Source organism: Olleya sp. Ti.3.14 (genome assembly GCF_038154885.1).
Taxonomy (GTDB): domain Bacteria; phylum Bacteroidota; class Bacteroidia; order Flavobacteriales; family Flavobacteriaceae; genus Olleya.
Genome location: NZ_JBAKAO010000008.1, coordinates 76,612 through 97,268, shown reverse-complemented (window position 1 = coordinate 97,268; position 20,657 = coordinate 76,612). Strand labels below are relative to the sequence as shown.

The window sequence follows — 20,657 nt, the reverse complement described above, 5'->3', positions numbered from 1 at the left end:
TGTGCAAAGTTATTATTTTTAAGTTCTTTATACTCTAAAAAAATCATAAGATTTTACAATACGAAGATAATTATTTAATATGCGTATAATCAAACTTAATGCCACCGATTCTACAAATAGGTTTCTTCGCAATCTTAGTTTGGACAGTCCAGTGCAAGATTTTACAACAATTGTGACTAGTCATCAAACAAATGGTCGTGGTCAAATGGGTACGCTTTGGCAATCTCAACCCTTTAAAAACCTAACGTTTAGTGTTTATAAAAAATTAAATTTGTTTCCGTTTGAGTCTCAATTTTATATTAGCATGTCTGTAGCTTTGGCTATTATAAAAGCATTAGAGCAGTTAAATATTCCGAAATTAAGCATAAAATGGCCTAACGACATTTTGTCAGCTAATCAAAAAATGTGTGGTGTTTTGATTGAAAATGTCATAAAACAAAGCGTTATTGAATCTTCAATAATTGGTATTGGACTTAATGTAAATCAGTTAGATTTTAATGGTTTACCTCAAGCAAGTTCTTTAAAAAGTGTAACAGGAGTTAATTATGATTTAGATGAAATATTACATCTAATCCTAAAACAGCTAGAAATACAATTGGACCTTTTAGGTAAGGATACTAATAGTATAAAATCGCAATACGAATCTTATTTATTTAGAAAAGAAAAACCTTCAACATTTAAAACTGCCGAAGGTTTGTTTTCTGGTATTATAAAAGGTGTTTCTGAGCATGGTTTACTTGAGGTCTTAATAGAAGATCAAGTTTTAAAAACCTATGATTTAAAAACGATTAAGCTATTGTATTAATTGCTTGAGGCATGTTGGTAGCTAAGGTTTCAATAAATTTATTGATAGGTCCTTTTATCATCATAGCCATCATGGCATTAAATTCGCCTTCAAAAGTTAATTGTACTTCACTTTTATTAGCTTCAACTTCAGTGATATTTCCTGTTAACGAAAAATCTATTTTTCCACCAGCTGCACCTAAAACAATTTTGCTATTTGGTGTCATTTCTTTCTTTTTTAATACAATTTCTGGCATTCCTTTAAGTGCAAATAAAAATTTGTCTTCACCTAAAACTTCAAATTTACTTATGTTTTCAGGCATTAAGTTTTTAAAGTTTTTGACATCGCTTAAAAAATTAAATGTCTCTTCTGGAGATTTATCTAAAGTTACTTTAGGGCTTTCTAGTTTCATATTTGTGTTTTAGTTATTTAAAATTAATAGTGTTTTATAGTATTGCTATTAATTTAATATCAATTAACGTTCCAAACGCTTGGATTGGCATTCCAGCGACCTAATGTCTCAATTTCTTTTTCAGATATATAGTTGCTAGATGCAGCTTCCGTTAGTAAACTTTCGTAATTACTTAAGGTGTGTAATGTGATATTTTCTTTTTCAAAATTTTCTTTTGCTACGTCAAACCCATAAGAAAATATTGCAATCATTCCTTTTACATTGACATTAGCTTCTTTTAACGCTTTGACAGCATTAAGACTGCTTTTTCCAGTACTAATTAAATCTTCAACAACGACGACATTTTGACCACTTTCTATATGACCTTCTATTTGGTTTTTACGACCATGTCCTTTAGCTTCAGGTCTAACGTATATAAAAGGTAGTCCTAAATATTCAGCCACTAACATCCCAATCCCAATAGCTCCTGTTGCAACACCTGCAATAGCATCTGGTTTTCCGTAATGTTCTTCAATAAATTTACTCATTTCCTCTCTTATATAATTTCTTATTGGAGGATAGGATAGTACAACACGATTGTCACAATAGATTGGCGATTTCCAACCTGAAGCCCAAGTAAATGGATTGCTAGGTTGTAGTTTTATTGCATTTATTTGTAATAAAACATGTGCTGTTTGTCTGGCAGTTTGCTTGTTAAAAATCATATGGCAAAAGTACAGATTTATTTAATTTTACTTTAAATTAATTTTAAAATAAATTAGCATAAAGTCTCAATGTCATTAATTTTAATATTTTTACCTATTTATAACTAGCTACTATTTTTTATGCAATGCATTTTTGTAAACGATAAGCCTATCTTTTTGACTACTAAGGTGGAAAAAGAAACTGATTTTAAAAACTTTTTACTTAAGGATGTGGATCTGGATTTAGTACTACATACCCTGTCCAAAAAATCGATAAATTCTGTTAGATTAATTGGACATAGTGACGATAAATTATTAAAATCCTTCAAGAAAAAATTACCTAATGTAGTTGCAGGAGGTGGTAAAGTCTTTAATGATAAAGGTGAAATACTTTTTATATACAGAAATGATAAATGGGATTTGCCAAAAGGTAAAACAGAAAAAAGGGAAACTATAGAAGAAACAGCGATTAGAGAAGTCGCTGAAGAAACTGGTGTATCCAAATTAAAAATTATAAAACCGTTACCTATTACTTATCACATTTTTAAACGAAATGGTAAGTCTAAACTTAAAATTACGTATTGGTTTGAAATGCATTCTTCATTTGAAGGTAATTTATTTCCGCAATTAAACGAAGGAATAACAAAAGTAGAATGGTTGGATCAGGAGGCTGCATCTGAAGCTTTAAAAAAATCTTATGCCAATATTAAATTATTATTTTAAAACCATATTTTTTTATAAATAAAACACAGTACTGTGTTTTGTCCTAAGTATTTAGCATTTTATCTTTTAATGGTTAATTTTATACACTTTAGCCAATATTTTATTGTAGGAGAATTCAGTTAATTATTTTCGCACTTGTAAATGTAATTAATTTAAAACCCTCACAGTATGTATACAAAATTACTTAACCGATTGGTTAATTTTAAAGCAATGCTAGTCTTATTAGCAATGACTTTTTCTTTTCAATCATTTGCCTTAGAAGACACCTATTGTGGTTCTATTGCTGGCTTTGAATTCTCTAACGGAACGACGACTACAACAATTAGTCATAACCAATCTTATTACATTAACGATCTTCCAAATAACTTTTACGTCAACTTATTAGTTAGTGGTTACTCACAAAGTGCTAAATTTTATGTTAGAAATTTAGACACAGGACAATGTTATAACGTAAATGAAAATCATTTACCTTATACTTTTCCAGGAGGAAATGGCGCATGGAATTATGGTTGTGGTAATTTTGAAGTTAAAGCTAAATTGTACAAATACGATAGCTGTGGGACATATTGCGATAGTGAAACTATTAGATTTACTATTACTTGTCAGCCAGAGGAAACATGTGGAGAAATTTCTGGATTTCAGTTTACAAATGGATCTCAAAATGTGACAATAACAAATAATGAAACTTATGCATTAGATGCCTTACCAAATAACTTTTATGTTGACTTATTAGTTGATGGTGCGTCGGAAAGTGCTAATTTAATATTAGTAAACTTAACAACTGGTCAAACGTTTAATGTTGGTGAAAACTATACACCTTATACAATTCCAGGAGGAAATGCAGCATGGTGTTATGGAACAGGAGACTTTAAATTAATAGGAAAAATATTTGAAAACAATTATTTTCAAGGGACTTTATGTGATGAAGAGGTTATCTATTTTACAATTGATGAAACAACTTGTAGCCAAATTGTAGGATATGAGTTTTCAAATTTTGCTGACGCTACTGTAGCGATTGTAGATGAAGCAAATTATGATTTAGATAATCTTCCAGCAGATTTTAATATCAACTTATTAACGTCGGGAGATTTAGAAAGTGCATTTTTTACTTTAACCAACTTAGATACTGGAGAGGTATTTACTAAAACAGAAAATGCAATTCCATACACTTATCCAGGTGCAACTAATTCAGTTTGGTCACATGGTTGCGGTACATTTAAAATATGCGCTAGTATTTTTCAAGAAAATTATGCTAGTGGAACAGCATGTGATAACACATGTGTAACATTTACAATTAATTGTGAAGAGCCTTGTGGTACGATTGATGCGTTTGCTTTCTCAAATGGAACTGATGATTTAACAATCACTGAAGGGCAAACATATAATGTTACAGATTTACCAACAGGATTTGCAATAGCAACTTTAATAACAGGAGCTTCTCAAAGTGTTTCTACTACAATTACTAATGTAACCACTGGTGCTTCTGTTGTGGTTACAGATAACACATTACCATATTCTTATCCTACTGCAGCTGCTTGGGATTTAGAAGCAGGTTCTTACCAAATAGTATCTCAATTATTTTCAGAGGATAATGCTTCAGGCACACAATGTGATACGCAATCCATTAACTTTACTTTAGTTGATGTATTAGCTTGTCAAGCTACATTTGCAGGAACTTCAACTATCTCTAGTGGATTAGCTATAATTATTCCTGGTGTTGCGTCTACTGTAACAGTTAATTTGAATAACGATGCTATTTTACCTGATGGTTATAGTTTAGCAACAGTAATCACTAAAGGAGATGATTTAACAATTGTTGGGTTTAGTGAAAGCTTAGTATTAGATATTCCAGAAATGGGAGGTTTTTACACAGTACATACTTTAGCATTTGATCCAGAGACATTAGATTTAAACGATTTAGTATTGGGTACATCAACTGCTTTTGATGTTTTAGATTTAATTGAAAACAACCAAATATGTGCAGATCTTGATACTGTTGGTAGTCAATTAATGGTGATTGTAACTGGATCTACAGACAGAAATAGTAGCATAACTGTTGATCAGGTTAAAGGTAATCAAGCTATTGAAGCACAATTATCTGCAGATATTAGATTGTTCCCTAATCCAGTTGTAACACAATTAAATATTAACGTGGATTTACTTAAAAATGAAGTCCTTAATTATGCTATGATTGATGTTAATGGTAAATTAATACTTACAGGTAAGCTATCTAACAATAGTAATACTATTAATACCTCAGATTTAGCAGCAGGTTTTTATATCCTTAAGTTAAACTCGGAAGTAAGACAACTTACTAAAAAGATAATGGTTAGAAAATAACCAATTACATTAGATAATAAAAAAACCGTTACAAATTGTAACGGTTTTTTTATGTTTAAAAATTAATAATGCTTTGCTTTAAAACATGTTTTAGCTTTTCTGGCATTTTATTATTTATAGCAAAAGACTGATTTATTTCTACCTCAATGCCTATATAATTGTTTTTAAATTGTTGTCTTAATGCAGTTGTAAAGCCATCGGCTTTTCCTAAATAGGGATAATTAAATCTGACACGATACTCCGGATTTAAAGCTAAAATATTTTTTTTGAATGGCATTGCATATTGCTTTTCTTGAATCCTTCTAGAATCATATAAAAGACCAATGTCACAGTCTCTTATAGTATTGTTTAAAACAGGTGTAAAAGAATGAATAGAGAGATGTACGACGCTTAAATTGTTGTTTATGATTGATGCTATATACTTTGTTACAGCTTGCCTGTAGTCATTATAATACGTGTTAATTAGGTCTTGTTTTTGTTTTATTGTCAGTGTTTTTGTGTATACTGAAAATAAATTTTTATTATCAGTAGACCTATTTAATTCTATTAATAAACGACTTGTAGTACTAAATTTTGAATAATCAGCAATAGGCTTTAAATAATTAAATACATCCAATGCACCTAAGTCATAACCTTTGTGTGTTTCTAAAACTGAAGTATCTAAAAAATAGGGTTTATATTCTAAAGGAATAGCATTGCCACCATGTTCACAAGTAATGACTAATTTCATTTTAATTTATAGGAATAAACATTTTGTTTTCCTCCAAACATGTTGCTAATTGTTTATAAACCAATTCAATATTTTTAACCGAAACATCATGATTCAACGCGTTAACAATTCTGGTTGAAAGCGTACCATGATTAAAAATGACTTCTAATGCGTTTTGGTAGTCCTTAGAAATATTTTCTTTTACTAATGCGTATAGTTGTTGCCACACATTTTTAACACTAGAAGCTTGCTTTATTCCAAATAACTCAAGGTAGTCTAAGTTAGAGATATTATATACTTCACCATCTTTAATTACTGCGTTTAAAATAGAAAACAAATCCTGCTTTAACCATTTTTTTTGCTTTTTAAGACGTGTTGTATCTTCATTAACTAAACGCTTTAAGACTTCAATTATTAATGCGCAAATAGCAATGTCAGCTTTTGGACACTCTTGAATGTCCACTAGTCTAATTTCTATAGCATTTCGGTCAAACCTTGCAATTGCACCACGACTATTTAAAAAATGATGATCTAAAATATTGTTTGTGTCATACTTTTTAATGACTTGTTTTATGGGTTCAAAAATGGTAGCGTAGTAATCCGCTTTTGTAAAAACACGCTCTGGTATAACCAAACCAGTCATTTCTGGAATTTCTTTTTGATTGGTTTTATAATATTCTAACCTAGTGTCTTTAAATCCAGTAATTTTACCATCTAAAATAGGAGAACTTGCACATAGACCAGGAATTAAGGGTAATATTATCCTGATGGCAGCATGTAATTTTTCAAACTCTTTATCATCATAAAAGGGTAAGTTAATGTGTGTGCTTTGCACATTACTCCAACCGTGACCTTTACAATCAAAAATCCTGTTGTACAACTCGTAAACTTCACTATAACTGTGTTTCCATAGTTGTGTATCCTTTAAAGGATTCATCGTAGGATGAGACGCTGTAGGTAGAAGTTTTGTGTTTAAAGGTTTTAATAAACCATTTATTTCTATGATGTTTTGATGAAATGCTTCTGCAAGATTATTTAAATCATTAGTTGGTCCATTCGTTTTAATTTCAACAACATGTCCAACCAATTCATTGCTCCAAGCGATAGGTCCGTTTTCGATATCAGAAGTTATTTTACCATTTTTTTTAGTAAGTAATACATCAACAATAGGAGCAACTTTAAAGCTGTTAGTGTTTACTAACATATATTCTAGCTCTATTCCGTAAACTTCAAATAAGTGATATTTTTTAGACATAATTATTCTAATCTAGTTTTTAAAGCCTGTAGTATTTTAGTGTAAACTAAATCGCCATAATAGGCATCCTCTACGCCATAGTCAATATTTGGATTGTCATTTATTTCAATAACCATTGGTTTGTTATTGACCACTTTTATGTCAATACCATACAAGCCTTTACCCATTAGTTTTGCAGATTTTATTGCCATAGTAATTACATCCTTTGGGACGTCTTCTATAGGCAGGCAATCAGCGTCACCATCTTGATCATTTTTTTTGTCTGCATTCCAGTTATAGATTTGCCAATGTCCTTTAGCCATATAATATTTACAAGCATAAAATGGAACATCGTCGATAATGCCTATGCGCCAATCATAATCTGAAGGACAAAACTCTTGTGCTATAATTAAATCGGACTCTTTTAGCATATCTGTTACCAAGGTGTCATATTCTTTAGCTGTTTTAGCCTTTTTTACTCCAAATGAAAACGTGCTATCTGGTGCTTTTAATACACAAGGTAAACCAACTTGTTCTAAGACTAGGGCTCTGTTTTCCTTGTGGACAATTACTGTTTTTGGAGTCGCAATATGAGCATTGTTTAACGCTTCTGCCATGTACACTTTGTTGCAGCATTTTAAAATTGCTTCTGGATAATCAATAATAGCAATACCTTCTTGCTGTGCTTTACGCGCAAATGCATATGCTTCATTATTAACCTCTGTACTTTGTCTAATAAATAAAGCATCAAAAGAGGACAAGCGACTTAAATCTTTAGGCTCAATTATTTCAGCATAAATATTCATCTTTTCAGCAATGTCTATAAACTTTTTTAAAGCTTTTGTATTGCTAGGAGGAGCAGGATCGTTTGGATTGACCAAAATAGCTAAGTCAAAATCTGATGTTGTTAGTTTAGGTGTGTCGTAACGTTTTTTAGCAAAATACTGATTAGCAAAAATGTTGACACTTTCAAGATGATCACTAGGGATTTCTGATTCTGAAATAGCTTTAATACTATGTATGTTCCATTTATTATTATGATGAAAATTTACGCGTAAAAAAGGAACTTGAAAATGTTTGTAAAACAAACTACTTAGCTCTTTATATTTTTGTGCCACATTTTGACCAAAGTATATGCTTAAAGTAAACTCTCTAGACTTAATGCTTTTTAGGCTTTGTTGTATAACATCGTCAAACTCGTCTGATACAATTTTAACCAGTTTTAAAGTTTTTAAATCTACAATGTTTCTTACCGTTGGAATGGCTAAATGACCTCTAGCTTCGGCTAAAAGCGAGACGTAGTAACCTTTGGATTGGTAACTATAATCTTTGCAAAGATTAAATATTCTTGCTTTTTTTAAAAGCGAAAATTTAGGATTGGTAAGATAATCTTGCGATGAAATTACCGTAATATTCTCAATCGAAAAATGCCATTTTTCTGGTTGATTGACAACAATGTATTTGTTCATTTTATGCGAAGATCGCGATATAAATTTATGTAAAGTTATATTATTTTTAAACTGGTTTTACATTTTGTAAAACCAGTTTAGTTAAATTTTTAATAAATAATTTAGGCTTATTTTTTAGTTAAGCTAAAGATGTCTTTACGTCTGTCTCTTAGGTTTCTAACGCTACCAAACTGGTTAAGCTCACGTAGTAAATCTATGTCAACATCTGCAATTAATATCATCTCTGTGTTGGTTGTTGCTTCTGCTTTTATTCCATTTGCTGGAAAGGCAAAATCACATGGTGTAAATACCATGGATTGCGCATATTGGATGTCCATGTTATGCACTTTAGGTAAATTACCTACGCTTCCAGCGATAGCTACATAGCATTCGTTTTCTATCGCTCTTGCTTGTGCACAATTGCGTACTCTAGAGTATCCATTTTGTGTGTCTGTTAAAAACGGAACAAATAGGATGTCCATACCTTCGTCTGCTAAAAGTCTACTTAACTCTGGAAACTCAGAATCGTAACATATCAAAATTCCTATTTTACCACAGTCGGTATCAAAAGCCTCTAATTTAGTACCACCTTGCATTCCCCAAACTTTAGCTTCGTCAGGAGTAACATGAAGTTTTTCATAACGTTCTAAAGTACCATCACGTCTACATAAATAGCCTACATTATATAGTAAATCCCCTTTCATTTCTGGAAAACTTCCTGTAATGATGTTGATGTTGTATGATATAGCTAATTCTGAAAATTTCTGAACGATTTCCTCTGTGTGTTTGGCTAGTTCTCTAATTGCTTCAGACTCTGGTAAATGGTTATTATCTGCCATTAAAGGCGCATTAAAAAACTCTGGAAATAATGCAAAGTCAGATCTATATCCAGACACTGCGTCAACAAAGTATTCTGCTTGTTGCATTAATTCTTCTAAATCTTTATACAAACGCATTTGCCACTGTATAAGACCTAATCGTACAACTTTTTTCTTGGTAGCTGCTTTTTTAGATGGTTTTTGGTAATAAATATTATCCCATTCTAATAGTACAGCAAACTCACCAGAATCTTTATCACCTTCTAAATAGCCTTTTAAAACTCTAAGAGGGTGAAAGTCGTTTGAGATTTGAAAATTTAAAACCGAGTCATGAATTTCTTTTCTTTTTACCTTATCCATGTACTCTTTAGGTGTCATTTCGTTTTGGTAATTATGAAAATTAGGAATACGACCACCAAATACAATACCTCTTAAGTTAAGTTTTTCACATAACTCTTTTCTGTAATCATATAAACGTCTACCTAAACGTAAACCTCTAAATTTTGGTTTAATAAATACGTCAATACCATATAATACATCACCAGATTTTGTGTGTGTATTAAAACTATAGTTGCCAGTAATATCCTCGTAGGTATGCTCTGCTTCAATCCTGTCATAATCTACTATTATAGACAAAGCGCAACCAGCAATTTGGTTATTAATTTTAATAACAACTTGTCCTTCCGGAAACTTGTCAATTAAAGTTTTAATTTGATTTTCTCTCCAATATAGATTAGGCATAGATTTATATGCTTCTTGCATAGCTTCTTTTAACTCTTGATAATCATCTAGAGTTAGGTATGCTAATTCTATATTTTCAATGTCTTGTGGATTCATTTTTATTTACTTGAAATTTTAAGTAAATGTAATATAAAAACATATCCAAAATTCAACATTAAAAATTATTTTTCAGACATTATTTTAATCTGTAAACTGGATATTGTAAGTGTGATTTTTCGTAATTAACACTCTGTTTATGAAGCCAGTCAAGTTGTGCGTACCAGTTAGAAGCAAAGTCTTTGTCGTAAGATTTTTTAAGGTTAAAATTGATTCTTAATTTAGGGTCTTGTCTTAAAATTAATTCGGCTTTATCTTCCCAAACATAAGGCGAAAATCCTTCCTTTTGTTGAAGTATTGTATCGAAAAAATTCCAGTTAAAAAATGAATCAGGAGCTTGCGGTTCTAAAGTTTCGATTAGGTATCTAAAGGCCTCTTGATTAGTTTTAATAATGAAATCACCTTTATTGAATGTTATGGTTTCTTCCGAAACTTTTATAGTTGTATTATAATGCTGGTAGTGTCCTTCATACGCTTGGGATCTTGTTTGGTAGTTGTCAATTTTATAGGACTGTACCGTTATTGTAGAATCTTTACTTAAAGGTGTCATATCAACATCATTCAATTTTAAAAGCTCAATGACATTCCACCAACCTTGAGGAATGATATAGGCTTTAGGTATTTTGATTTCTAAACTAGGTTTAAAATAATTTTGATAGTTAACTTGCTTTGTAAAAGGCTTGCTTCTGTCAAATTTTAAACGGTCTGCATCAGTAATGTTACTAGGTATCATATTACCTTCAAAACCTTTAAAATTTAAGGTTGTGGTTTGTGTGGTATCTATTTCCCATTGCAATGGGTAAGTCTTTTTTGCAATAAGTTGTTGGTTGTAGTTTTGACGTAAAGATTTAATTTCTTCATGGTCTTCTTCTATAATTTCAATCATGGATATCATCAACTCAAAGGTGCCTTCTACACGTTGTTTGTATGGTTTAAGCATGTGTGTTTCAACCATCATGCCTAAGGTGTTAAACAAAGTAGTGTAACCCGTAGAATATCTTGGACTATCCATAAATTGACTAAATCCAGCTTCTGGAACTTTATTAAATACGTTAACATATGGTGTAATGTCCCATTGTTTAGTTGCTAACTTAGCTTCTAAGTTTGGTTGCATTTTAGTGTGTAAATAATTACCTAAAGTACCACCAAGCTTATTGTGTTGCGTAAATAAATGCGTCAAAGTATATTGGTAATCTGCGCCATTACTTACGTGATTGTCTATAAAAACATCAGGCTTTACCAAGTGAAAAATTTGAGCAAAAGTCTTAGCATTTTTGGTGTCACTTTTAATAAAATCTCTGTTTAAATCAAAGTTTCTAGCGTTACCTCTAAACCCATAAGCTTTAGGGCCATTTTGGTTTGTTCTTGTTGAAGTGTTTCGATTTAAACTACCTCCAACATTATAAACAGGAATTGTGACTAATACAGTATGTTTAGGTGTTTCAATTTTACCAGAAGCAATATCTCTGAATAGCATCATAGTGGCATCAATGCCATCAGATTCTCCTGGATGTATTCCGTTATTAATTAGTAAAATACGCTTATCGTTTCTTATCGTTTTAAAATCAAAATTTTCATCAGGATTTAATGTGATTAAATATAATGGTTTTCCGGAATCCGTACTGCCAATAGAGTCGATAGATATTGAAGTATAAGCTGAAGCTAAATCTTTGTAATACTGAATCGTTTGTTGGTAAGTAGCAGTTTCTAATCCTTGGGATTTTTCAAAAACAGTTTCAAAATCAAAATCCTTTTTAGTTGTAGATTTACACGAAACCACTAATATTAATAAGACTAATATTTTTTTCATCAATTGTAATTTTAAATAACGGTTACACAAATATAATACTATAGACTTGTGATTGTTGTAATTAAACGTACTTTTGCAGCTTGAAAAATTGAAGATATGACAGAGTTTATTAGAAAAATAGTTCCGAACGCAAAAGATGATGTATTAGCAGGAATAACCGTGTCTTTAGCAATGATTCCAGAAGTAGTGGCTTTTGCTTTTGTAGCACAAATAGATCCTTTAATGGCATTATCAGGTGCCTTTATTATTGGATTGATAACAGCTATTTTTGGAGGTAGACCAGGTTTGATATCTGGAGCAGCAGGAGCTGTAGCAGTTATTTTTGTAACTATGATTGCGGATGGTCATACCAAAGGGATGTTAATGGATACACCTATTGAAAACATGGGTTTTTTCTATTTGATGGCATGTGTGGTCTTGATGGGAATTATACAAATTTTTGCAGGTGTTTTTAAATTAGGACGTTTTGTTAGATTAATTCCGCATCCTGTAATGATGGGATTTGTAAACGGTTTGTCTATCGTTATTTTTATGGCTCAAGTAAAAATGTTTTCTCATAAATCCTTAAAAGTGTCTGATGCAGGAGTAAACGAATATGTTAGTACCTACATGCAAGGTTCTGAGTTATATACCATGATTGGATTGGTATTATTAACTATGGGAATTATTTGGGGATTACCTAGAATAACCAAAAAGTTGCCTGCAGCATTAACTGCAATTTTAGTAACCAGTTTAATTGTTATTGGATTTAATATGGACGTGTCTACTGTAGGGTCTTATATTATTGAAGGTGGAGGAACAGGGTTAAAAGGAGAGTTTCCAACACCAAACATGGAGCTTTGGGAAAAATTACCATTTAATTTAGATACTTTAAAGTTTATTGCTTTACCTGCTTTTTTAGCAGCATCTGTTGGATTAATTGAGTCTTTAATGACTATGAATTTAGTTGATGAATTAACAGAAACTAGAGGAAACGGAAACAGAGAATGTGTTGCGCAAGGTGCAGGAAATATTGTGTCTGGTCTATTTGGTGGTACAGGTGGTTGTGGTATGATTGGTCAAACGGTTATTAATATTAATGCAGGTGGACGTGGTAGATTATCAGGAATTATGATGGCTGTGACTTTATTGTCCTTTATTTTGTTTGCAGATAAGTTAATAGAAATGGTGCCAATTGCAGCTTTAGTAGGTGTAATGTTTATGATGGTAATCGAAACTTTTGCATGGTCTAGTTTTAGAATATTAAAGAAAATACCAATGTCTGATGCAGTGGTACTAATAACGGTATCCTTAGTTACAGTATTTGTTGATTTAGCAGTAGCAGTGTTTATTGGTGTAATAATTTCAGCATTAGTATTTGCTTGGGAAAACGCAACAAAAATTAGAGCTAGAAAGCGTATTAAAGAAGATGGTACTAAAGTTTACGAAATTTGGGGACCATTATTTTTTGGAAGCATCCAAGCGTTTAATGATAAGTTTGACGCTAAAAACGATCCTGAGAAAATAGAAATAGATTTTGTTGAATCTCGTGTGAGTGATCATTCTGCATTAGAGGCTATTTTTAATTTAGTTGAAAAGTATGAGAAAGAAGGTAAGCAGATACGTTTAAAGCATTTAAGCGAAGATTGTAAAGTATTACTATATAAATCTAGTCCTAAGTTTAGAGAGGTTGTTGTAGAGGCTATTGATGATCCTAGGTATCATTTGGCAGCTAATCCAGAAGATTTCCCTAAACCACTATCAGAATATAAATTTTAAATAAAAAAAAGGCGAGCATCAAATGCTCGCCTTTTTTTATTGTGAGGTTATTTAACCCTAACACTATCTGGTACTAAGACAGTATAATCACCATTGTTTCTTATTACTTCTCTAACAATGCTAGAGCTTATGTAGGATGTTCTGGCAGCAGTTAATAAAAATACAGTTTCTATTTTTGATAGTTTTCTGTTTGTATGCGCTATGGCTTTTTCAAACTCAAAATCAGCAGGATTACGTAAACCACGTAAAATAAATTGAGCATTAATCTCTTTGCAAAAGTCAATAGTTAGACCTTTGTAAGTCATAATTTTTACTTTAGGTTCATCTTTAAAGGTGTCTTCTAAAAAACGTTTTCGGTCTTCTAAAGAAAACATATATTTTTTTTCAGAGTTAACACCTATAGCCACAACTACTTCATCAAAAAGTTTTACGCCACGTTTTATTATATCCAAATGACCTAATGTGATAGGATCAAAGGATCCAGGAAAAAGTGCTCGTTTCATAATTATCTTAGTTTAATCTCTATCCACTTCGTAAATGTACTCTTGTTCAAAAAGGGTTTTTATTTCCTGTTTTGAGTAGCCATCTAGCTCTGAGGTATAATTTTCTGTTTTATTTATTTTATAAATTTTAGATTTTCTATCTATTTCATAATCATTAAAAATGACGTAAATACTATCTGATGTGACTTTAGTAACCTTCATAGATGTGTAATATCCAGTTTGTGAAGCCTTAACGGAATACACGTCACCAATCCTAGGATTGTTAATATACAAGGTATCATTTTCGTCATCTTTTTTACTTAAGTATGTTGCAACTAAAATAGCAAGAGTAATAATTATCAATCCACTAAAATACCATAACGGAAACCTAACGCCTGTTTTTTCTAGTTCAAACTTTTGTTTTATTTGTTCAGGTAGTTCTTTTAGGTTGTAGGTGCGTTTACAATGGTTGCATTCTAAAACATAAGTTTTACCTATAGGAAATAAAGGGATCCAATATACGTAAGCATATTTGCCATAAATAGCATAATGCATAGTTTGTCCTTCTGTGCAATTGGGACATTTTACATTTATAAGTTGACCTTCTTTAAGTTTACTAGCTTTACTTCCGTAAAAAACCATAGTATTTGGGGATTTGGTTAATTATTAAATATAGGCTATTTATTTTAAAGCTTCTTCAATAGCATTTCCAAATAAATCAGGCATACTAATTCCTGCAGCTTGCGCTTGTTGTGGTAAAATACTAGCGTTAGTAAGGCCAGGAATGGTATTCATTTCTAATAAATGAGGTTCGTTATTTTTAAAAATAAATTCACTTCTAGAAAAACCAGTCATTCTTAAAACCTCATAGACCTTTTTTGCTACAGTATTTACTTGGGCTTCTTGTGCTTTAGTTAATCTTGCAGGTGTAATTTCTTGAGATTTACCAAGGTATTTAGCTTCGTAATCAAAAAAATCATTTTCGCTTACAATCTCTGTGATTGGTAATACTTTAGTTTCGCCTTTATAAGTAATAACACCTACAGATACCTCAGTACCATCTAAAAAAGATTCTATAATTATCTCGTCATCCTCTTTAAAAGCATGGTTAATTGCTTGTTGTAGGTCTTCTTTTTTATGCACTTTAGTAATACCAAAACTACTTCCAGCTTTATTAGCCTTTACAAAACAAGGTAATCCAACTTTAGTAATAATATCCTCCTCATTTACGGGATCACCTAAATTTAGGTAATAGCTTTCAGCAGTTAAAATTCCGTAAGGTTTTAAAATACTTAAACAGTCTCTCTTATTAAAAGTAACAGCAGCCTGATACATGCCACAACTAGTATGAGGTAGGTTTAATAATTTAAAATAGCCTTGCATATAACCATCTTCTCCTGGACTACCATGAATAGCATTAAAAACACAATCAAAAGTAACTTTAGTATTGTTTATAGTTACAGAAAAATCGTTTTTATCAATAGCAAATTCTTGATCTGCATCGTCCACATAAACCCATTTGTCTTTAAAGATATGTATGCGATAGGCATTATATTTAGTCTTATCTAAATTTTGATAGACCACGTTTCCGCTGGTAAGAGAGATCTTATATTCACTAGAATAACCTCCCATTATTATGGCAATGTTTTTTTTCATTTAAATCTAAATTATTTCAGATATTCAATAAACCATTAAAATATTCGTTTTGTAAAAATATCATTTATTTTATTCCGAAGATAAAACCTTTTAGTTTTTATATATTTGCCTACAAAAATTAGTTAAATGAGTGTCATCAATTTTCTTAAAAGTAAAGTGTTTTTTAAGCAATTAGCAATAGCAGTAGTCGCTGTGGTTGTTTTAGTGTTTTTAATGCTTAAGTGGTTAAATATAACTACAAATAATAACGAGTTTGAAACGGTTCCGGATTTGACAGGAAAATCGATCGAAGTTGCAAAAATAGAGTTAGAAAAAAACAACTTGGTAATGCAAATTCAGGACTCGGCTAATTTTAATCCCGATTACCCAAAGTTTTCTGTAATAGAGCAGGACCCAAAAGCTAGCGCTAAAGTTAAAGAAAACCGCAAAATATACATTACATTAAATCCGTCAGGATACCGTAAAATAGCAGTGCCTGATTTAAGTCATAAAAGTTTTAGACAAGCAAAACCAACAATTGAAGCATTAGGCTTTAAAATAGGAAAAACAATATATGTTGACCATATTGGTAAAGATATGGTTAGAGAATTACGTCATAAAGGAGAAACATTAAAACCTAACACAAAACTGCCTAAAACAGCAGTGATAGATGTCGTGTTGGGTAACGGTAACCGTCCTGGAGGCAATTAAATTATGGAGGACTACACACCAGAATTACAAGAGGAAGAAGCAGATGGATTATTTGAACATCATTCTTTTACAGCAGATAAAGGTCAAAAACCATTACGTATAGACAAATGGTTAATGAACAAAATAGAAAACGCAACACGTAATAAAATACAAGATGCTGCCAAAAACGGAAGCATCTTTGTAAACGACGTACCAGTTAAATCTAATTATAAGGTTAAACCGGAAGACGTTATTGCAGTGCGTTTTGAGCATCCACCACATGAAAACCTATTAGTCGGAGAAGATTTACCATTAGATGTTGTTTATGAAGACGACCAATTACTAGTCGTTAACAAACCAGCAGGTATGGTTGTCCATCCAGGACATGGTAATTATTCTGGGACATTAATCAATGCATTAATATTTCATTTTGATAATTTACCTAACAACTCTAGCGATCGTCCAGGATTAGTCCATAGGATAGATAAAGACACATCAGGTTTATTAGTTGTAGCAAAAACGGAAGTCGCTATGGCACATTTGTCAGCACAGTTTAAAGCTAAAACAAGCGAGCGTGAATACGTCGCAATAGTTTGGGGAAATATGGATGAGGAAGAAGGTACCATAGAAGGTAACATTGGACGTCACCCAAAAAACAGACTGCAAAACACAGTATACTTAGACGACGATGCAGACAAAGGTAAACCAGCAGTAACACACTATAAGGTTTTAGAGCGTCTAGGCTATGTAACTTTAGTAAGCTGTAAGCTAGAAACAGGACGCACACACCAAATACGTGTCCACATGAAACACATTGGACATACCTTGTTTAATGACGAGCGTTATGGCGGAAACCTAATACTAAAAGGAACCACGTTTACCAAGTACAAACAATTTGTAGACAACTGTTTTAAAGTATTACCACGTCAAGCACTACACGCAAAAACACTAGGCTTTGTGCATCCTACAACAAATAAATTTATGAGTTTTGAGTCTGAAATTCCAGACGATATTCAGGAATGTATTGAAAAGTGGAGAGGCTATTCCAAACACATGGAATAAGTTATAAAATATAATTTGGGCGTTACCACAAGGGTCGCGCTATCCATTATATCTTTTTTTGCCATATATGGCAGCAAAAAAAGGATGTCATTACTATCGCTAACGCAAAGACTAGCGATAGTAAACACACATTTTAATATATAAAATTACTATAGTTTCAGCTTTTATAAAGGTCATATAATTTGTATTTTTATATCAGAAATAAAAACACAATGAAACTAGTTATATCTCCAGCAAAATCCCTTGATTTTGAAAGCAAATTACCTACAGTAAAAGCGACGCAACCTCTTTTTTTAGAGCAATCCACAAAACTAAATAAGGTATTAAAAAAGCAAAAGCCTAAAGACCTATCTCAATTAATGAGTATTAGCGATAATTTAGCACAATTAAATTATAATCGTAATCAAGATTGGGCACTACCTTTTACAAAGGATAATGCTAGACCAGCAATGTATGCTTTTAATGGAGATGTATATAAAGGGTTAGACGCTTATAATATTGCAGCAGACAAGTTAGACCTTGCACAAGATACTATCAGGATTTTATCTGGTTTATATGGTGTTTTAAAACCGTTAGACCTAATACATCCCTACAGATTAGAAATGGGAACAAAAATGCCAGTAGGAAGTTATAAAAATCTATACGAATTTTGGAAAAAAGATATAGTCAAAACCTTAAACGAAGAACTAGAAGAAGACGAAGTGTTTCTTAATTTAGCCAGCAACGAGTATTTTAAAGCAATAGATACAAAAGCACTTAAAGTACCAGTCGTGACAGCAAATTTTAAAGAATTTAAAAACGGTAAACTTAAAATAATATCGTTTTATGCCAAAGAGGCTAGAGGTTTAATGGCTAAATATGTTATTGATACTAACGCTCAAACTATAGAAGATTTAAAACAGTTTAACTACAATAATTATCAATTTGATGGAAACCTCTCAACCCAAAAAGACTTGGTCTTTACAAGATAATAAACGTACTCAATCAGAACGCGATTTATTTAAAGCAACAGGGAAGCCTAAAAAAAATAAGAATGTTACGTATTTGCTTTCTGTAATAGCAGCTTTATTGTTAGTTAGCTTTGTGTTGCCTAAATTGTATGATGAGGTAATTACTGTTTGTATAACAGATACTCTCTGTTTAAATTCAGAGCATAACTTTATACTATATCCACTGTATATTTTTTGTACTATAGTAATATTGATTATAGCAATTTATGGTGCTTATGTAGTTGGTAAAAAAATAGGAGAACGGTTTAAGGTTTAACCGCATCTTTTTTGTCCACATTAATTTTAGTTTCAGGTTTTACACGTTTTTTAATTCGTGGACGTCTAGTACCAAATGTACCTCTGTTAATTTTTCCTCGTTTCGATTTTTTATCTCCTTTACCCATGTTTTTTTATTTTAAAAATTATAGTATAAGGTAGTAAAAGCACTATTTTTAAACAAGGTTATATTATTAAAGTTGTTATAAAATTTATTTGGACTTTATTTTATACTTAAATTATACGATGTTTAAACATACACATCCCTATCCACCATTTATTAAAAAAGATACCACTAAGCTAATAGTTGGTACTTTACCGCCACCACGTTTTACTACTGGACAGTTATTAGAGAAAGACGTAGACTTTTGCTATGGAAGCTATTATAACAGTTTATGGTTATATATTGATAAAATTCACAGTTTAGGTTTGCGTTATGATAACTCTCAAGAAGCCATCCAACAACGAAAGCGTTTTTTAATTCAAAATAAAATTGGTGTTTGTGATATTGTAGCTAGTGCAGAACGAGAAAAAATAGATGCTTCAGACCTAGGCATGACCAATATACAATTACGCGATTTAATTGGTTATTTACTAAAGTATCCAAATATTGACACCTTATTATTTACTGGAGGTAACAGCAAAAATGGACCAGAATATTTTTTTAGAAAACATATTAAAGACTATAATATTTCTTTAAAGTTGGTATCCAAAATCACGCCTAAAATTCATCAATTTATGTTACCAAATGCTGTAAACACAGTTGGTAACATTAAAGCTAATTTATTCAGTAATAAAAAAGAGCGATTAATTAAAACTGTATCACTAACCTCAGGATCTGGAGCAGCAAATATCGCTATTGGTAGCAATCCATTATATAAGCAGTTAAAATCTAAAGACCCAAGTTTTAATACTTTTGATTTTAGGGTCATGCAGTATAGTGAGTATTTTTAATAATTAATAAATAGTACCAATAGGATGCCAATTATAGCAGGAAGTGCTTGTACAAAAAATATTTTTTTAGAAACACTCATCGCTCCATAAATACCAGCAATAGCGACACAACTTAAAAAAAACAATCTAATATTGGACTGCCAATATTGATTAGTTATAAAAAAAGTCCATAATAATCCAGCAGCTAAAAACCCATTATACAAGCCTTGGTTGGCAGCCATGCTTTTAGTAGGTTTAAAAAGCGATTTTGGAAAATTTTTAAAAACTTTACGACCTGTAGTTTCCCAAGCAAACATTTCAAAATATAAAAAGTATACGTGTAGTAACGTTACAAATCCAATAACAAGGTTTATTAGTATATCCATAATTATATTTTTAAAAAATTGAATCTAAAAATTGTTTAATGCTTTCTTGGTTAGCTTTTATTAAGGCTTCACGTGCATTTTCCTTATCCTTTGGTTTTTTATCCTGAGACAATTTAAACTTACCTTCCCAAGTGTCTATTGTGATTTCAAACATTTTAATATACTCTAAATTTTTATCTAATCTAGGATTGTCGGATTCCAAAACATAGTTGTGGTCTGGAGCCTCTAAAAATTCAGTCATGGTAATCAACGATTGTTTTAAAGCTTCAGTACTTTCAATTAGAGTCGCTTTTCCAGTTAAATGTACTCTAATATAATTCCAAGTTGGTAATTGAGTAGTTGTATATATGCTAGGTGATATATAGCATTGTGGGCCATAAAAAAGGATAGTGACTTCGTTTTCATCCTTCAAAAGATTAGTTTGTGGATTATATATGTCAATGTGGCCAATTAATTTACCATCAGTTTCACGATATATTAATGGTAAATGTGTAATTAAAGGTGTGTTATCTTTTACAGATATAATAGTTGCTAAAGGATATGTTTTTATCACTTCTAATAAGTGTCCTTTATCATTTTCTTGATGTTTTGCTGGAGGATACAATAATTTATAAGGTTATAAGTTCAAAGTATTTTATTTCATTTAAA

The 20,657-nt window shown here is 31.4% G+C and carries 22 protein-coding genes; 9 read left to right on the top strand and 13 right to left on the bottom strand.

All coding sequences use genetic code 11. From position 1 onward, the window contains the following. Positions 1-79: 79 nt before the first annotated feature. Entirely contained in the window at positions 80-805 is a 726-nt protein-coding gene (locus V6251_RS11830; RefSeq protein ID WP_341588369.1) for a biotin--[acetyl-CoA-carboxylase] ligase, read from the top strand. Here V6251_RS11830 and V6251_RS11825 read toward each other — a convergent pair. Further along, complete coding sequence (locus tag V6251_RS11825) at positions 789-1,196, bottom strand: SRPBCC family protein (protein WP_292942407.1); 408 nt, start codon at positions 1,194-1,196, stop codon at positions 789-791. The genes V6251_RS11830 and V6251_RS11825 overlap by 17 nt on opposite strands. Before the next feature lie 59 nt (positions 1,197-1,255). Further along, the gene (gene pyrE / locus V6251_RS11820; RefSeq protein ID WP_341588368.1) at positions 1,256-1,900 is read right to left on the bottom strand and encodes an orotate phosphoribosyltransferase; all 645 of its coding nucleotides are present in this window, start codon (positions 1,898-1,900) and stop codon (positions 1,256-1,258) included. Between the two features lie 120 nt (positions 1,901-2,020). Here pyrE and V6251_RS11815 point away from each other — a divergent pair, with 120 nt between their 5' ends. Beyond that, positions 2,021-2,602: an NUDIX hydrolase gene (locus tag V6251_RS11815; protein WP_145000978.1), complete on the top strand. Its 582-nt coding sequence runs from the start codon at positions 2,021-2,023 to the stop codon at positions 2,600-2,602. Between the two features lie 168 nt (positions 2,603-2,770). Then, on the top strand, positions 2,771-4,942 hold the full coding sequence (locus V6251_RS11810; protein ID WP_341588367.1) for a T9SS type A sorting domain-containing protein: 2,172 nt from the start codon (positions 2,771-2,773) through the stop codon (positions 4,940-4,942). A 55-nt stretch (positions 4,943-4,997) separates the two neighbouring features. Here the strand turns inward: V6251_RS11810 and V6251_RS11805 are convergent, their stop codons facing one another. The 5 genes from V6251_RS11805 to V6251_RS11785 form a co-directional block, all read right to left on the bottom strand. Continuing rightward, positions 4,998-5,672, bottom strand: a complete 675-nt coding sequence (locus V6251_RS11805) for an N-formylglutamate amidohydrolase (RefSeq protein WP_341588366.1) — start codon at positions 5,670-5,672, stop codon at positions 4,998-5,000. Between the two features lies 1 nt (position 5,673). Next, positions 5,674-6,906 carry a glutamate-cysteine ligase family protein gene (locus tag V6251_RS11800; protein ID WP_341588365.1) on the bottom strand — a complete coding sequence of 411 codons (1,233 nt, stop codon included), beginning with the start codon at positions 6,904-6,906 and terminating at the stop codon, positions 5,674-5,676. Positions 6,907-6,908: 2 nt separating this feature from the next. After that, positions 6,909-8,354 carry a RimK family protein gene (locus V6251_RS11795; RefSeq protein WP_341588364.1) on the bottom strand — a complete coding sequence of 482 codons (1,446 nt, stop codon included), beginning with the start codon at positions 8,352-8,354 and terminating at the stop codon, positions 6,909-6,911. Positions 8,355-8,461: 107 nt separating this feature from the next. Then, entirely contained in the window at positions 8,462-9,988 is a 1,527-nt protein-coding gene (locus V6251_RS11790) for a carbon-nitrogen hydrolase family protein (protein WP_341588363.1), read from the bottom strand. A gap of 79 nt (positions 9,989-10,067) precedes the next feature. Beyond that, the gene (locus tag V6251_RS11785) at positions 10,068-11,798 is read right to left on the bottom strand and encodes a M14 family metallopeptidase (protein WP_341588362.1); all 1,731 of its coding nucleotides are present in this window, start codon (positions 11,796-11,798) and stop codon (positions 10,068-10,070) included. Positions 11,799-11,894: 96 nt separating this feature from the next. Here V6251_RS11785 and V6251_RS11780 point away from each other — a divergent pair, with 96 nt between their 5' ends. Next, complete coding sequence (locus V6251_RS11780) at positions 11,895-13,556, top strand: SulP family inorganic anion transporter (protein ID WP_341588361.1); 1,662 nt, start codon at positions 11,895-11,897, stop codon at positions 13,554-13,556. Positions 13,557-13,603: 47 nt separating this feature from the next. Here V6251_RS11780 and coaD read toward each other — a convergent pair whose 3' ends face one another. From coaD to V6251_RS11765, 3 genes are read right to left on the bottom strand one after another with little or no spacing between them, the layout of a single operon-like run. Further along, positions 13,604-14,059, bottom strand: coding sequence for a pantetheine-phosphate adenylyltransferase (gene coaD, locus V6251_RS11775; RefSeq protein ID WP_145000963.1), 456 nt, complete (start codon positions 14,057-14,059; stop codon positions 13,604-13,606). 12 nt (positions 14,060-14,071) lie between these two features. Then, entirely contained in the window at positions 14,072-14,680 is a 609-nt protein-coding gene (locus V6251_RS11770; RefSeq protein WP_341588360.1) for a zinc-ribbon domain-containing protein, read from the bottom strand. Between the two features lie 39 nt (positions 14,681-14,719). Further along, on the bottom strand, positions 14,720-15,694 hold the full coding sequence (locus V6251_RS11765) for a D-alanine--D-alanine ligase (protein ID WP_341588359.1): 975 nt from the start codon (positions 15,692-15,694) through the stop codon (positions 14,720-14,722). Between the two features lie 126 nt (positions 15,695-15,820). On the opposite strand from V6251_RS11765, the gene V6251_RS11760 reads away from it, so the two are divergent. The 4 genes from V6251_RS11760 (at position 15,821) to V6251_RS11745 (ending at position 18,691) form a co-directional block, all read left to right on the top strand. After that, positions 15,821-16,384, top strand: coding sequence for a PASTA domain-containing protein (locus V6251_RS11760; protein WP_145000957.1), 564 nt, complete (start codon positions 15,821-15,823; stop codon positions 16,382-16,384). A gap of 3 nt (positions 16,385-16,387) precedes the next feature. Next, positions 16,388-17,425, top strand: coding sequence for an RluA family pseudouridine synthase (locus tag V6251_RS11755; RefSeq protein WP_341588358.1), 1,038 nt, complete (start codon positions 16,388-16,390; stop codon positions 17,423-17,425). Between the two features lie 212 nt (positions 17,426-17,637). Next, entirely contained in the window at positions 17,638-18,396 is a 759-nt protein-coding gene (gene yaaA, locus V6251_RS11750) for a peroxide stress protein YaaA (RefSeq protein ID WP_341588357.1), read from the top strand. Next, complete coding sequence (locus tag V6251_RS11745; RefSeq protein ID WP_341588356.1) at positions 18,353-18,691, top strand: hypothetical protein; 339 nt, start codon at positions 18,353-18,355, stop codon at positions 18,689-18,691. The genes yaaA and V6251_RS11745 overlap by 44 nt, the downstream gene beginning before the upstream one ends. Here the strand turns inward: V6251_RS11745 and V6251_RS11740 are convergent. After that, on the bottom strand, positions 18,681-18,818 hold the full coding sequence (locus V6251_RS11740; protein WP_341588355.1) for a 30S ribosomal protein THX: 138 nt from the start codon (positions 18,816-18,818) through the stop codon (positions 18,681-18,683). The genes V6251_RS11745 and V6251_RS11740 overlap by 11 nt on opposite strands. Positions 18,819-18,936: 118 nt before the next feature. Here V6251_RS11740 and V6251_RS11735 point away from each other — a divergent pair, with 118 nt between their 5' ends. Next, a complete protein-coding gene (locus V6251_RS11735; protein ID WP_341588354.1) occupies positions 18,937-19,644 on the top strand; it encodes a uracil-DNA glycosylase family protein in 708 nt (235 codons plus the stop codon). On the opposite strand, the gene V6251_RS11730 is transcribed toward V6251_RS11735, so the two are convergent. Then, the gene (locus V6251_RS11730) at positions 19,641-20,009 is read right to left on the bottom strand and encodes a DUF1304 domain-containing protein (protein WP_341588353.1); all 369 of its coding nucleotides are present in this window, start codon (positions 20,007-20,009) and stop codon (positions 19,641-19,643) included. The genes V6251_RS11735 and V6251_RS11730 overlap by 4 nt on opposite strands. A gap of 10 nt (positions 20,010-20,019) precedes the next feature. Further along, positions 20,020-20,613: an FMN-binding negative transcriptional regulator gene (locus V6251_RS11725; protein ID WP_341588352.1), complete on the bottom strand. Its 594-nt coding sequence runs from the start codon at positions 20,611-20,613 to the stop codon at positions 20,020-20,022. Positions 20,614-20,657: the final 44 nt, after the last annotated feature.

What these genes read in the sequence shown, in the direction of transcription:
- V6251_RS11830 (WP_341588369.1), top strand. Translation starts at nt 80, where the DNA reads ATGCGTATAATCAAACTTAATGCCACCGATTCTACAAATAGGTTTCTT.
- V6251_RS11825 (WP_292942407.1), bottom strand. Translation starts at nt 1,196, where the DNA reads ATGAAACTAGAAAGCCCTAAAGTAACTTTAGATAAATCTCCAGAAGAG.
- pyrE (WP_341588368.1), bottom strand. Translation starts at nt 1,900, where the DNA reads ATGATTTTTAACAAGCAAACTGCCAGACAAACAGCACATGTTTTATTA.
- V6251_RS11815 (WP_145000978.1), top strand. Translation starts at nt 2,021, where the DNA reads ATGCAATGCATTTTTGTAAACGATAAGCCTATCTTTTTGACTACTAAG.
- V6251_RS11810 (WP_341588367.1), top strand. Translation starts at nt 2,771, where the DNA reads ATGTATACAAAATTACTTAACCGATTGGTTAATTTTAAAGCAATGCTA.
- V6251_RS11805 (WP_341588366.1), bottom strand. Translation starts at nt 5,672, where the DNA reads ATGAAATTAGTCATTACTTGTGAACATGGTGGCAATGCTATTCCTTTA.
- V6251_RS11800 (WP_341588365.1), bottom strand. Translation starts at nt 6,906, where the DNA reads ATGTCTAAAAAATATCACTTATTTGAAGTTTACGGAATAGAGCTAGAA.
- V6251_RS11795 (WP_341588364.1), bottom strand. Translation starts at nt 8,354, where the DNA reads ATGAACAAATACATTGTTGTCAATCAACCAGAAAAATGGCATTTTTCG.
- V6251_RS11790 (WP_341588363.1), bottom strand. Translation starts at nt 9,988, where the DNA reads ATGAATCCACAAGACATTGAAAATATAGAATTAGCATACCTAACTCTA.
- V6251_RS11785 (WP_341588362.1), bottom strand. Translation starts at nt 11,798, where the DNA reads ATGAAAAAAATATTAGTCTTATTAATATTAGTGGTTTCGTGTAAATCT.
- V6251_RS11780 (WP_341588361.1), top strand. Translation starts at nt 11,895, where the DNA reads ATGACAGAGTTTATTAGAAAAATAGTTCCGAACGCAAAAGATGATGTA.
- coaD (WP_145000963.1), bottom strand. Translation starts at nt 14,059, where the DNA reads ATGAAACGAGCACTTTTTCCTGGATCCTTTGATCCTATCACATTAGGT.
- V6251_RS11770 (WP_341588360.1), bottom strand. Translation starts at nt 14,680, where the DNA reads ATGGTTTTTTACGGAAGTAAAGCTAGTAAACTTAAAGAAGGTCAACTT.
- V6251_RS11765 (WP_341588359.1), bottom strand. Translation starts at nt 15,694, where the DNA reads ATGAAAAAAAACATTGCCATAATAATGGGAGGTTATTCTAGTGAATAT.
- V6251_RS11760 (WP_145000957.1), top strand. Translation starts at nt 15,821, where the DNA reads ATGAGTGTCATCAATTTTCTTAAAAGTAAAGTGTTTTTTAAGCAATTA.
- V6251_RS11755 (WP_341588358.1), top strand. Translation starts at nt 16,388, where the DNA reads ATGGAGGACTACACACCAGAATTACAAGAGGAAGAAGCAGATGGATTA.
- yaaA (WP_341588357.1), top strand. Translation starts at nt 17,638, where the DNA reads ATGAAACTAGTTATATCTCCAGCAAAATCCCTTGATTTTGAAAGCAAA.
- V6251_RS11745 (WP_341588356.1), top strand. Translation starts at nt 18,353, where the DNA reads ATGGAAACCTCTCAACCCAAAAAGACTTGGTCTTTACAAGATAATAAA.
- V6251_RS11740 (WP_341588355.1), bottom strand. Translation starts at nt 18,818, where the DNA reads ATGGGTAAAGGAGATAAAAAATCGAAACGAGGAAAAATTAACAGAGGT.
- V6251_RS11735 (WP_341588354.1), top strand. Translation starts at nt 18,937, where the DNA reads ATGTTTAAACATACACATCCCTATCCACCATTTATTAAAAAAGATACC.
- V6251_RS11730 (WP_341588353.1), bottom strand. Translation starts at nt 20,009, where the DNA reads ATGGATATACTAATAAACCTTGTTATTGGATTTGTAACGTTACTACAC.